Consider the following 13,038-nt stretch of genomic DNA (forward strand, 5'->3'; position numbering starts at 1 on the left):
TTCCTCACTTCATCGGCAAGGCATATCTCCATGGGATTCGTCATCTGCGGCGCAAGTCTTCTATTCCCTGTCGGCATCCCCCCTCCGGTCCTTGTGCCCGTTCAAGGTCAAGATCGACGAGAAGATGCACGCGAAGATCGTTGACGAGCTCGACGCCAAGCTCGCTTCCGGCGAGATCGTCGACGATGAGGCGCAGACCGTGGAGGCCGCCGAAGCCGGAGTAGACGGTACGTCCACAACACGGCAACTCGACCGGTACAAGGACAATCCGTAACAAGTCCATACGGTTCATCGCACGTTGAACATCAGCCGAACGACGAATGATATTTGATGCGCGCACCATGAACAGTGCCTGAATCAGCCCTCGTCTCCGAAAAGCGGCGGATAGCCTTATGAAGGCCATGATGCGTAGGTGCATTGCAACGGCACATTCGCATCGTCGTTGAAATAGGTGCTAAGGAGAACCTGGTCATGCATATAGGGAGAATACGCAATATCATCAAACCAGCGGTGGCGTGCATAGCGCTTGCCGTGTTCACAGCGCCGGGTACGGTAGCCTCCGCCGCAGCGTTTGAACGTGAAGGCGCCCCATTGGATGTGGTGGCCGATTGGAAATTCCAGCAGGCGCATTCCGCCGGTTCCATCGACGGTGGTGACCTGGTCATCAAGGATATGTCGGGCAACGGCAACGATCTGCATATGCAGACCTACGGGAAAAACGATTACAAGCTCAGCGACTATGTCAACTGGTCGTCGAATTCGATGAACGGTGACGGTGGTGGCAGCCTGAAACTCAACGGTGACAGCGATCTGGCGCATAAGAAGGATCATCCCGAGCGGCGAGACCCCAAAGGCGCGGATTTCATCACCGCAAGCGACGCTCCCATCAACAAAGAGCAATTTGCCAACGGATACACCATGGAGTTCGTGTACTACCTTCCCGATGACTTCAACGCCGGCACCGATTCGTGGATGGGGCTTGCGGCCAGGCAATCCACAAACAGCAACATGGATGAACACGAGATGGGGTCGATGAGCCTGTCGGTCTCCAACTGCAAGGAAACCCAGTTCAAGGCCGCCAACAAGGACAATGAGTCGACCATGAACACCGATGATCCCAACAACGGCGTCACCAGCTGGGGTGTCACCATGGATCACGGTGGCGTTTGGTATCACATCGCCGTCGTATCCGATGGCACGAACGTGGTGACATACACCAACGGTGCCAAAGCATTCCGCAATATCAACAAGAACGGCAACGGTCTGTATGCCGATCCGACCGATGGTCGCTTCCGTATCGGCTCGTCGTATTACAACGATACTTTCGACACCAGCCAATACAACAAGGATGACTTTGACAAGTTCCTGCGCGGCAACCTGCAGGAGGTGAGATTCTCCCGCGGTGCGTTGGCACGGGGCAACTGGATCGTGCCCAACCCGACCGATTATCTCAAGGATTATGGTACCAACGATCGTTTTGTGCTGGACAACCCCAGCGTACATACGATGGCTTTCTTGCCGGACACGCAGAATGCCATCCGTTGGGTGCCTACGGTGATGGACCGAGCCATCAACCAGTTCGATTCGGAAGCCTCCAGCCTCAACTTGACCAACATCGTGTCCCTCGGTGACGTGGTGGACAACTGGAACAGTGACGCGCAATGGCAGGCATCGTCCAAGGTGTTCGGGCGTATGCAGAAAGTAGGCGTCCCCTTCCTGGAGCAGCCAGGCAACCATGATTACAATGGAGGCCGGCATGGCTACGGAGTGCCCAGCTTGCGCAAGGCGGACAACTATCTGAAACACTTCGGACCCGACTCCGATTTCGGCAAGTACCAAAAGGAACACGGTTTTGCATACTCGCCCGATGGACTGTCCTCATACCATCTGGTCGACAACGGCTCCTACAAGTATCTGGTGATGAACATCGACATGGGCGCGGTGGTCAGCAACTCGTCTTCGGCAAGCAATGACGATATGCGCTGGTTCGAGCAGGTGCTCAAAGAGCACCCGAACAACCCGACTGTGGTGGTGAGCCACGATATCTTCAAGTGCTCCGATTCACGTCCGAATGAAATCTCCCTCGATGACGATTCCGGATACAACGGTGAAGCCGGTGACGATGAAGGTGCCGGCTCAAAAATATGGAACATCGTGAAGCGGTACAACCAGGTATTCATGATGTACTCCGGTCACAATCACGGATCCGGACAAGTGACCCTGACCAATGACGCCGGCAATCCAGTGTTGGGGCTGTTGTCCGACTATCAATTCGCGTATAACGGCGGCAATGCGTTCTTCCAGTACGTCGGCATGGATGAAGCGAACAACAAGATCGCGATGCGTACGTATTCGCCATACTCGGCATCGCTATCCACGGCCGAGCGTTCGTTCTTCGATGTCAACTTCCTGACCGGTATCGGCAACACCTATGACGGATCGTTCGATTTCGCCAAACGATTCGCCGGTTACGAACATTCCTCCGGTTATGACACGCAGCAGTCGGTGATCTCCTTGGTGCGCGGTATCGGTGCGTTGAACGGTCAGACGCCGGCGAGCGAAGTACGGAAACTATATACTGCTCTGGCCGCATTGCCGGATAATGTGAAATCGCAATTCGGCGATCCGTCGGATAGTGGCTCTCTGGCAGGCAGACTCGCTGCCGTATACAATGCCGCGTTCCCCAAGCCGGAACAGCCCGACACCAAGCCCGGTGCCGACAATCAGACCGGAAGCCAAGGCGGGCAATCCGGAAGCCAGCAAGGGCAGAAGGGCGATGTCCATGGCAAGGGACAGACGAATGCCGGCCCGGACGCAACAGCTTCCACTGGTGCTGATGTGGTCCCGGTCGCCGTCATCGCAATGATGACGATCTTGTTGGCCGGCATGCTTGTGCTCATAAAGCGCGAGCATCACCTTTCGCACTAACCGATTACCGGTGTACAAACCTGTCGACGAGCGAGCAGCCAGTAGTTGGGTCCGATGCAGAGCCCAACTACTGGCCGCTCGCTTGTCGAATCAAAGTCACGCCGATGCTTTTCTACGTTTCCGGTACGTTCATCATGGTAACAGCCATTCTTTCCCTGACCGACTCCATCGAGTATGGTCAGGAAGATCGGCAAGTAAACAAGGCCGGAACCGGCGGTGTGTCGCCTATCGGCCAGGAGTATCCATCAGCTAGTATCGGCTGGTATCCGATATGGGCCGTGGCCCTGCACCACCTGCCAAAGGAGGTAATCGTGCGTGCGCGACGTGACTTCGCATGGCCGAAACTACTGACCGCGGACGGACGCGGCATCGCCTTCGGCGGCGACTACAATCCCGACCAATGGCCGGAGGAAATCTGGGATGACGACATCCGCCTGATGGGCCAGGCAGGCGTCAACACCGTGGCCCTTGCCATCTTCAGCTGGGATCGCCTCCAGCCCACCGAAGACCATTGGAATTTCGACTGGCTCGATCGCATCATCGACAAGCTCGGCCAGGCCGGCATCGCGGTCGATCTGGCATCCGCGACGGCGACCGCGCCCCTGTGGCTCTACGAAAACCATCCCGAGGTCCTTCCGCGAGACAAGTACGGTCACCCGGTCAACGCCGGTTCGCGCCAATCCTGGAGCCCGACCAGCCCGTTGTTCAAGGAATACGCGCTAACCCTATGCCGCAAACTCGCCGAACGCTACGGCACCAACCCGTATGTGACGGCATGGCATATGGGCAACGAATACGGGTGGAACAACCGCGACGACTACTCCGACAATGCGCTCGAAGCCTTCCGCGCATGGTGCCGCCGCAAGTACGGCACCATCGACGCGCTCAACCAAGCGTGGGGCACCACGTTCTGGGGACAGGAGATGACCGGTTTCAACGAAGTCCTCATCCCGCGATTCATGGGCGCCGACTCGATGGTCAATCCCGGTCAGAAGCTTGATTTTGAACGGTTCGGCAACGACATGCTGCTCGACTTCTATAAAGCCGAACGTGACGCGATCGCCGAAATCTGCCCCGACAAGCCGTTCACCACGAACTTCATGGTCTCCACCGACCAATGCTGCATGGACTACGCCGCTTGGGCGGAGGAAGTGAATTTCGTGTCGAACGACCACTACTTCCACGAAGGCGAATCCCACCTCGACGAGCTGGCCTGTTCCGACGCGCTCGTGGATTCGCTGGCGCTCGGCAAACCATGGTACGTCATGGAACATTCCACTTCGGCGGTGCAGTGGAAACCTCTGAACACCCGCAAACGCAACGGGGAAACGGTGCGCGACTCCCTGGCCCACGTGGCCATGGGCGCCGACGCCATCAACTTCTTCCAATGGCGCGCATCCGCATTCGGCGCCGAAGCGTTCCATTCCGCCATGGTTCCGCACGCCGGCGAGGACACGAAACTGTTCCGTCAGGTATGCGAACTGGGCGCGACGTTGCAAGCGCTCGCCGATGCCGGTGTCCAAGGAAGCGAATTGGCGCATGCAGACACGGCGATCCTTTTCAGCGCCGAATCGGAGTGGGCCACCCGCTCCGAGACGTTGCCGAGCATGAAACTCAACCATTGGCATGACGTGCGTGACTGGTACCGCGCGTTCCTGAACGCGGGTGCCCGCGCCGACATCGTGCCGCTTGCCTACGACTGGAGTTCATACAAGACCATCGTCCTGCCGACCGTGCTGATGCTGAGCGACGCCGATACGCGACGGCTGGCCGGTTTCGTACAGGACGGAGGCCGCGTGGTGGTCGGTTACGCGACCGGCCTGCTCGACGAGCGCTTCCACACGTGGCTCGGCGGATACCCCGGTGCGGGCGATGGACTGCTGCGCTCGATGCTGGGCGTTCGTGGCGAGGAATTCAACATTCTCGGTACCGAGGCGGAAGGCGAGCCGAGCGAGATTTGGCTGGCATCCACCGGGGATTCGTCCACGATGGACGGTGCCGTGACCCGCCTGTGGCAGAACGACGTGACCATCGCCGGACCGCATGTGCAGGTGCTTGCCTCGTATGCCGGCGAAGAAGCGAATGAGTGGGAGCTTGACGGCACGGCCGCGATCACCCGCAACACGTACGGCGAAGGGGAGGCGTATTTCCTCGGCTGCGATCTGGGCGTGAGCGATCTGACGCGATTCGTGGGAGGCTGGCTTGCCGCGCGACCACAGGATGGCCGGCAGCCGGAAGCCAACCTGCGGTCGCCCGCCAGCGGCGTGACCTCTGACGTTCTGCACACCGTGCGTCAATCCGACGACGCCATATTCGACTTCTATCTGACACGTGGCAAATCGGATGTCGAACTGCGCGACATCGCCGGGGAGCCGATCGTCTTGTTCCGGGCGGAACGGGGCAGTGACGGCGGCGCGTATACGGTGCATCGCAATGGCGTTCTCGTGATGAAACGCCCGAACCCGTCGGTGTAGTCAGTTGCGGCGAAACAGGAGGGCTGCAGGACGGTGCCGACGTACATGGTTGCCCGGATTCTCCCTTTGCCGCTGCGCTGTCTGCCTCAGCAGATGTTCCGCGGCCGCATCAACGGAAAGCGAGTTGTCGGACTCCAGCTTGAATGGTTTGCTGGTGAAGAACTCCTGTGGAATCTACAGCGCTTCCATAAGCTGCTCGAATTCCGGGGTGGGCTCGGCCTCGAAGGGATCGAGGAGTATGGCTTCCCGGCGTTCGGGGGCGGTCAGGGTCAGGTGGGTCCAGTCGGCGGAGAACTGGGCTCCGACGTTCAGGGCCGCGTCCACGAACCGGCCACGCAGGGCGGCACGGGTGTCGGTCGGCGGGTTGTGCACGGCGTATTCCACGTCGTCTCCTGTCAGCAGCTCACGCATTTGGTTGCGGGAAGTCAGCGAACCGTACAGGCGGCCATTGGCGATGTCGTGGTAGTCAAGCTCAAGCTGTTCCATCTGGGCGAAGGTGACGTCCGGGCGACGGCGTTTGAGCGCATCGAACAGACGCTTCTTGGCGGCCCAGTCCACGCGGTCGGCGAGCGCATCGTATGCACCACGCTCCAGCGCGTCCAGAACGCGGCTCCACTCCCCCATAATCGTGTCGATCGTGGTGGCCGGCAGCGAACTTGCCAGCGCATCGCCATGGGTTTCGATGAAGGCCTTGACCGCCGCATAATACCGGCGCTGCAGACCCAGTGCGGACACGGATTCGCCTGATTCGAGCGTCAGTTCGGCGTGCGGGTCGTCGAGGAATCGGCTGACGGTGCGATTGGCCGCAGCCGGGTCGGCGAAGGCGCAGTGTTCAAAACCGGACGGGGTGCCGAGGCGGAAGGCATCTTCGATCGCGCACAGCACAAGGTGCGTGACGGCGAGCTTCATCCATGTGGACCATTGCGAACGGTTCGAGTCGCCGATGATCACATGCAGCCGGCGGAAGGAGTCGGGGTCGGCGTGCGGTTCGTCGCGCGTGTTGACCATCGGGCGGGAGCGGGTGGTGGCCGAGGAGACGGCCTCGTCCAGGAAGTCCGCACGCTGGGTGATCTGGAAGCCATCCGGTGTCATGCGGCCGGCACCGGTGTACAGCTGTCGGGTGATAAGGAACGGCAGCAGCTGGTGTTCGATGGTCTCCAACGGCACAAAGCGGCGAACCAGGTAGTTTTCGTGGCAGCCGAAGGCGTGGCCGGCGGAGTCGACGTTGTTTTTGAACACGTGGATCGTGGCGTGTTCGCTGTAGGATTCACGCAGCTTGCGCTGGGCCTTCAGGGCCAGATTGCGCATCACATGTTCGCCGGCAAGATCCTGCCCCAAGGCCTCGCGCGGGTCACGGGCCTCGGCGGTGGCGTATTCGGGATGGGATCCGACGTCCAGATACAGACGTGAGCCATTGGCCAGATACGTGTTGGTGGAGCGGGAACGGGAGACGATGGGCTGGAACATGGTCATCGCCACCTGGCCGGCGTCCACGGGGTGTTCGGCACCGGTGACGGCCACGCCGTATTCGGTTTCGACGCCGAAAATACGGCAGAACCCGTCCATCTCGGCGGATGGTACGGGTTCCGTGGCGTGCAGGGAGCGGGTGCCGCTGTCACGCAGTTGGGGCATCACTCGCCGCCTTTTTGCACGAAGCTGTTGACGTATTCCTCGGCGTTGGTTTCCAAGGTGGATTCGATGTCGTCGAGGATGTCGTCCAACACGTCGGCCTGGTCGGTGGACTCGGTTTGGGCGGCGGCCTGCGTGGTGGCGAGGACGTCGTCTTCCTGGGTCGCGGCCTGCTGTGCTTGAGGTTGTTCGAATTGTTGTGGCATGTTGTCTTCTTTTTGGGCTGTCAAACTCCCCTCAGTCAGCCTTCGGCCGACGGCTCCCCTCACCCGAGGGGAGCCGGAGGAGTCAAAAAAATTATCGCTGGTTGATGGAGTCGGGCCACGGATACTGCTGCAGGTAATGCTGCAGTTCGCGGATGATGAGTCCGTTGGAGGCCACTACATCGTTATCGTGACGCCAGTGGATACGTTCGCCGTCCCAACGGCTCAGCGTACCCTGCGCCTCCCAAACCACCACGGTGCCGGCGGCGATGGCGGGGATATCCCACACGTGCAGCATCGGCTCGAAGTAGGCGTCATAGGTGCCGTCGGCCACTTTGCACAGGTCGAGCGAGGCGGGGCCCACACGCTTGATGTCGGCCGGGCGTCCGGCGAGCGAGGAGGCCACGTCGAGCGCGCGCTGCGATTCGTCGGGCAGGAAGGACATGCCGTAGCTCAGCACGGAACCGTCCAGCGAGGAGGTCATCGACGGCACGACCTTGTCGCGCTTCTCACCGACCGCGGTTTTGTGGATGCGCACGGCACCCGCTCCCTTGGCGGCCAGGTAGGTCAGGCCGAGGGCCGGGGCATGCACGATGCCGATGATCGGCTTGGGCTCATTGTCCGGGCCGAATTCGAACAGGGCGGCGGTTACCGTCCATTCGCTCATGCGGCGTATGTAGTTGATCACACCGTCGATCTTGCCGATGTACCAGTAACGCTGGCCGGGGCGGCTTTCGGCGGGTCGGGTGGTCCAGAAGCCGTCGAAGTGGGCGATGTCGGCGATTCTGGCGCTCATAAAGCGCATAATCTTGCTGTCGACTTCGAGCTTATAGCGGGGACCACGATCCGCGTTCTCGGTGCTCGACTGGGCGAGGTTACGCGGATTGAGCTGGTCGTGGAGGGCATGCTGGCCGGCTTCTTCGAGAAGGCCGGCGACTTTGAGCGCAAGGTTGCGCAGGTCCTGTGGGGTCTCTTCGCGTGTTTCTTCCATAGCTATCAAGTCTATCGTTCGGCGTTGATGGCCAGCGACTTCAGCAGATCGATGGCGTGTTCGGCTGAATTGAGTTCGGTTTCGCAGTGCGCCTTGGTGAAGGCGAGCGGATCGGAGATGTCGAGGGAGAACAGGTGATGGTCGGTAGCGGCCATATGGCCGGCATTGCCGTAGAATTCGACAGCCTCGCCCTCGTCTGCGGCGCGCGGGTCGCGAACAGTGAGTCGGGACCAGCTGGCGGCGGCCACCTCATCGCCGAATCGTGCAACGAGTTTCGCCCTGAGCCAGGCGCGGGTGTCTGCCGGCGGTTCGGTGGCGGCGCGTGCGATGTCGGCGGCGCTCACCACCCGTTCGGTGCGGGGTTCGAGTTTGGTGAAGATGCTGTCCGCGGGGTCGAGCGCCGCCCATTTCAGTTCAATGACCTTCAGTCGCGGATCATTCCATCCGTTAGCCACGCTGGGCGCAGCTGCCGCGGTGATTTTGCGGCGCAGTTTTTCGAGCAGCTGCCATTTGAGCAGCCATTCGATGCGGCTGGCCTCGCCGGTCATGGCCAGGCGTTCGTCATCGTCGGCGGCATGGCGGATGGAGGCGCAGTCGATGAGCGCCTGCTGCCACATCGCCATGATGGATGTGGTGGATTTGTCCGGCCAGGCGGGCTCGCCGGCGGTGTCGGTGCCTTCGACCAGTGCGGCGACCTGGTAGACGGCTTGGCGCAGTTTGAGCTGGATAAGCCATGCGTTGGTTTCGCCGCCGTTGGCCAGCGGCAGGCTTGCGCCCAGCGTCAGGTCATGGGAGACGGTGTGCATGGCTTCGACCGGGTCGGCCAGTTCGAGCTCGTCGAGGAAGACGTTCAGATCGAATCCGGCTTCGTCCGCGTGTTCGAGCAGCCACAGCAGCATGCTCGTGGTGCCGAGTTTCAGGGCCTGCGGTACCTCCATGCGGTTAGCGTCGCCAACGATGACGTGCAGGCGGCGGTATGCGTCGGTGGAGTGGGATTCGTCGCGCGTGTTGATGATCGGGCGTTCGAAGGTGGTTTGCAGACCGACTTTGGCATGGATGTAGTCGGCGCGCTGGCTGAGCTGGTAGCCCGGGATCTCGCCGTTCTCGCCGATTCCCACGCGGCCGGAGCCGGCGTAGATCTGGCGGGTGACGAAGTGGAGGGTCATCAGGCGCGTGACCAAGTCGAATGGCACTGAGCGGGCCATCATATAGTTCTCGTGCGTGCCCCAACAGGAGCCCTTGCCGTCCACATTGTTGCGATGCAGGGCGATGGGGGTGCCGGTCTGTGTGCGGGCGCGTTCGGTGGCGGCCTGCATGATGAGGTCTCCGGCGTGGTCATAGCGGACCGCTTCGAACGGGTCGGTGGTTTCCGGTGCCGAGTATTCGGGGTGGGCGTGGTCCACGTAGACGCGGCCGCCATTGGGGGCGATCACGTTGGTGATGTTGAGTTGTGGGGCGTCGGTGAGCATGTCCGGGCGGGCGGCGGCGCGTTCGAGGCGAGTGCCGCGCGCGTCGTTGACCGGGTCCTCCTGCCGGTAGTCCCAGCGGATGGATTTGCTGTGGCTGTCCGCGGCGCCGTTCACCACGTCGAAGGACAGTTGCACCGGGTTGTAGCGGTCCGGGGTGTTCAGGGATACCGCGTATTCGGTTTCGGTGCCCATCACTCGTTTGACGGTCATATAGCGCTCCTTGAGCTTGAGCTATTCGGCGGTGCGGATGCGGCGGATCGGGTCCATGCCGTTGATGCGCGACCATTGTTCGGGGTCCACGTCGGCCATGGAATCGCGGGTCTCGCGGTATTCGTCTTCCACGGCGGCGGCGAGCAGCGGCACGGTGAGCGCCACGTCCGAGCCGGTTTCGATGGATTCCTTGACCGCTCGGGTCTTGGCCCGGTCCACGATGTTCTTGAGCATCGCGCCGGAGACCACGTCGGCCAGGAAGAGCGCATGCCACTGGCCGTTCTCCTCCTGCACGTCGCATAGATGGCGGCGTTCGGAGGTTCCGTAGATGTCATGCACCAGCACGGCGGACAAGGCGTGCGCGTCGACGCCATTTTCCAGAGGCAGGTCGTCGGTGAGGTAATGGTCCACGATGGCGATGGCCTGATTGGTTTTGGGCCGGCCGACGCGAATCTTGACGTCGAGACGCCCCGGTCGCAGCACAGCCGGATCGATCATGTCCACGCGGTTGGAGGCACCGATCACCATCACATTGTCGAGTGATTCCACGCCGTCAAGTTCGGAGAGGAACTGGGGCACGATCGTGGTCTCCACGTCGGAGGAGACGCCGGAGCCGCGGGTGCGCAGCAGCGAATCCATTTCGTCGATGAAAACGACCACCGGATTGCCATCCGCGGCGCGTTCGCGGGCGCGCTGGAAGATCAGGCGAATCAGCCGTTCGGATTCGCCGACGTATTTGTTGAGCAGTTCCGGGCCCTTGACGGACAGGAACACGCCTTTAACGCGGGTTTCGGCCGGGCTGATCGAGCCGTCGCCATTCGAATCGTAACCACCCTCGCACAGGGCGTTCGCCACGGCCTTGGCGATCATCGTCTTGCCGTTGCCGGGCGGGCCGTACAGCAGCACGCCCTTCGGCGGCTTCAGATCGTAGCGCTCAAACAGCGCACGATGCCGGAACGGCAGTTGGACGGCGTCCCTGATACGACCAATCTCACTATCCAAGCCGCCGATGTCGGCGAACGTGACGTCCGGGGTCTCCTCCAGCACCAGATCCTTGTCGCCCTCGGCGGGCAGCGCTTCGATGGCGAGGCGGACGGACGGATCGACGATGATGCGGTCGCCCTGATTGATGCCCGCATACGCGAGCGCGCCGGAACGGCGGATGAGCACGGGATTGCCGGAGGCGTCGGTAACGATCAGTCGACCATCGTCAAGTACCTGCTTGACACTGCGAATCTGGCCCACGGTGTCAGCGTCGCGCTGCTCGACCAGCACGAGCTTCTCGTTGAGCATCACGGTGGCCCCGGCGGTCAGACGGGCGGCGTTGACGTTGGATGCCACGGGCACCACCATGCGGCGGGTGCCGGAAATGACTTCGGCCGACGCGTGCTGGATGCCGTCTGCGTCGGTGCGGGTGGAATCGACCTTGACCATGGTGGCGAAGGTGAGCGGCGGCTGAGCGAGCTGGGCGAGCCGTGACTTCGCCTTGGTCAGTTCCTTGCCGGCACGGTTCAATGCTTCGGCGAGCGCATGGTTCTTGGCCATCAGGCGATCGTTCAGCGCGGCGAGATCTTCGGTGTCGCTCATGCGGGTTCTTCGCTTCCCTTCTATCCGGGATTTTCGGCAACTTATGGCAGTCGGCAGACCCTATTCGTTGCCGTCGGCGGATTTCCTGTTACGTATCACAGTACGCACTTTTCGCACCACGAACCATACGATGACCACAATCACGGCCGCGATGACCACGTCCTCGAACACGCCGAGCGCGCCTTGAATCGAGCACCACTGGTCGCCGAGTAGGTAACCGGCGGAAACGAGGATGGTGTTCCACACGGCCGAGCCGAGCAGGGTCCAGCCGGTGAAGTGCAGGAAGTTCATGCGGTTGAACCCGGCGGGAATCGAAATCAGCGAGCGTACCACGGGAATCACACGGCCGATGAGCACCGACCATGTGCCGTATTTGGTGAACCAGTCGTTGGCTTTGCTCACGTCTTTGCGGCTGACGCCGGGGATTTTGTCTGCCGCGAGATTGATGCGATGCAGGCCCACCCAGCGGGAGATGCCGTACAAGGTCCAGGCACCCAGTACGGAGCCGATGGTGGCCCAGATGATTGCGCCCGGCAGACTCAAGGTGCCGCGTGCGGCGGTGAAGCCGGCGAGCGGAAGAATGACTTCGGACGGGATGGGCGGGAAGATGGATTCGAGGGCGATGGCCAAGGCCACGCCGATACCGCCGATGGTTTCCATCAGCATGATCAGCCAGTCGGTGATGGTGCCTATCAGGCCGGGTTCGGTGGTGGTGCAGATGGGCGTAGGGTCGGTCGCAAGAATGGTGGCGGCTGCCATGGAAAAACTCATAGAGGGCATTGTCCCAAGGTTTTCCCAGAATCAGGAGCATGACGCAAGAAGATGTGCATTTTATTGACAAGTCCGCCGAGAGCGAAGTTGGGAGCACGGCTGGTTCTGCGGTTTTTGTGCCGACGCTGAGCGAGCCCGGCCTGCTGGTTATGGATGTGGACTCCACGCTCATTGACGAAGAGGTTATCGACGAGTTGGGCGTGGTGGCTGGCTGCGGTGAGGAGATTGCCGGAGTGACCGCACGCGCCATGCGCGGCGAACTGGAGTTCTGCGACGCCTTGCGTGCTCGTGTGGCGCTGCTGAAGGGGCTGCCGGTTTCCGTGTTCGATACGGTGCATGACAAGCTGCATTTCACCAAGGGTGCGCTGGAGCTTATCGACACGCTGCATGAACACGGTTGGAAGGTCGGCGTGGTGTCCGGCGGCTTCCATGAAGTGGTCGATATGCTGGCGGCCGAGGGCCATATCGACTATTGGATTGCCAACCGGCTTGAGGTTGCCGATGGGTGCTTGACCGGCAAGGTGCTCGGCGAAATCGTGAGCAAGACCGTGAAGTTGCACGCCTTGCAGACATGGGCGGACCGTTTGGGTATTCCGATGAGCCAGACCGTGGCTGTGGGCGATGGCGCCAACGATATTCCGATGATTCAGGCCGCCGGTCTGGGTCTCGCGTTCTGTGCCAAGCCAAAGACCCAGCTCGCCGCCGACAAAGCCATCAACGACCGCGACCTAACCCACGTACTCGATTACCTACGCCGGTAAAATTTTACCGACCTC

10 protein-coding genes are annotated in these 13,038 nt (G+C 61.2%); 4 read left to right on the forward strand and 6 right to left on the reverse strand.

Annotated features, from left to right (window positions below; translation table 11 throughout):
- The first annotated feature begins 124 nt into the window (after window positions 1-124).
- The 3 genes from FYJ31_RS05145 to FYJ31_RS05155 all read left to right on the forward strand — a co-directional run bounded on the left by FYJ31_RS05145 (window position 125) and on the right by FYJ31_RS05155 (window position 5,402).
- Window positions 125-274: a hypothetical protein gene (locus FYJ31_RS05145; RefSeq protein ID WP_162010633.1), complete on the forward strand. Its 150-nt coding sequence runs from the start codon at window positions 125-127 to the stop codon at window positions 272-274.
- A gap of 197 nt (window positions 275-471) precedes the next feature.
- Window positions 472-2,928, forward strand: coding sequence for a LamG-like jellyroll fold domain-containing protein (locus FYJ31_RS05150; protein WP_154536164.1), 2,457 nt, complete (start codon window positions 472-474; stop codon window positions 2,926-2,928).
- A gap of 104 nt (window positions 2,929-3,032) precedes the next feature.
- Complete coding sequence (locus FYJ31_RS05155) at window positions 3,033-5,402, forward strand: beta-galactosidase (protein WP_229773856.1); 2,370 nt, start codon at window positions 3,033-3,035, stop codon at window positions 5,400-5,402.
- Between the two features lie 174 nt (window positions 5,403-5,576).
- Here FYJ31_RS05155 and pafA read toward each other — a convergent pair whose 3' ends face one another.
- The 6 genes from pafA to FYJ31_RS05190 form a co-directional block, all read right to left on the reverse strand.
- Window positions 5,577-7,034, reverse strand: coding sequence for a Pup--protein ligase (gene pafA / locus FYJ31_RS05165; RefSeq protein WP_154536165.1), 1,458 nt, complete (start codon window positions 7,032-7,034; stop codon window positions 5,577-5,579).
- Window positions 7,034-7,237, reverse strand: coding sequence for a ubiquitin-like protein Pup (locus FYJ31_RS05170; RefSeq protein ID WP_154536166.1), 204 nt, complete (start codon window positions 7,235-7,237; stop codon window positions 7,034-7,036). The genes pafA and FYJ31_RS05170 overlap by 1 nt, the downstream gene beginning before the upstream one ends.
- Window positions 7,238-7,328: 91 nt before the next feature.
- A complete protein-coding gene (locus FYJ31_RS05175; protein WP_012578391.1) occupies window positions 7,329-8,225 on the reverse strand; it encodes an inositol monophosphatase family protein in 897 nt (298 codons plus the stop codon).
- 11 nt (window positions 8,226-8,236) lie between these two features.
- Window positions 8,237-9,904 carry a depupylase/deamidase Dop gene (gene dop / locus FYJ31_RS05180; RefSeq protein ID WP_154536167.1) on the reverse strand — a complete coding sequence of 556 codons (1,668 nt, stop codon included), beginning with the start codon at window positions 9,902-9,904 and terminating at the stop codon, window positions 8,237-8,239.
- Between the two features lie 21 nt (window positions 9,905-9,925).
- Window positions 9,926-11,491, reverse strand: a complete 1,566-nt coding sequence (gene arc / locus FYJ31_RS05185; RefSeq protein ID WP_144099030.1) for a proteasome ATPase — start codon at window positions 11,489-11,491, stop codon at window positions 9,926-9,928.
- Between the two features lie 60 nt (window positions 11,492-11,551).
- A complete protein-coding gene (locus FYJ31_RS05190) occupies window positions 11,552-12,250 on the reverse strand; it encodes a DedA family protein (RefSeq protein WP_007058574.1) in 699 nt (232 codons plus the stop codon).
- Window positions 12,251-12,300: 50 nt separating this feature from the next.
- Between FYJ31_RS05190 and serB the strand changes: the two genes are divergently transcribed.
- Window positions 12,301-13,023 (forward strand): phosphoserine phosphatase SerB, encoded by a 723-nt coding sequence (serB, locus tag FYJ31_RS05195; protein WP_195839446.1) that lies wholly within the window; start codon window positions 12,301-12,303, stop codon window positions 13,021-13,023.
- Window positions 13,024-13,038 lie beyond the last annotated feature (15 nt).

This window comes from Bifidobacterium sp. WCA-178-WT-4B (assembly GCF_009696495.1).
GTDB lineage: Bacteria > Actinomycetota > Actinomycetes > Actinomycetales > Bifidobacteriaceae > Bifidobacterium > Bifidobacterium infantis.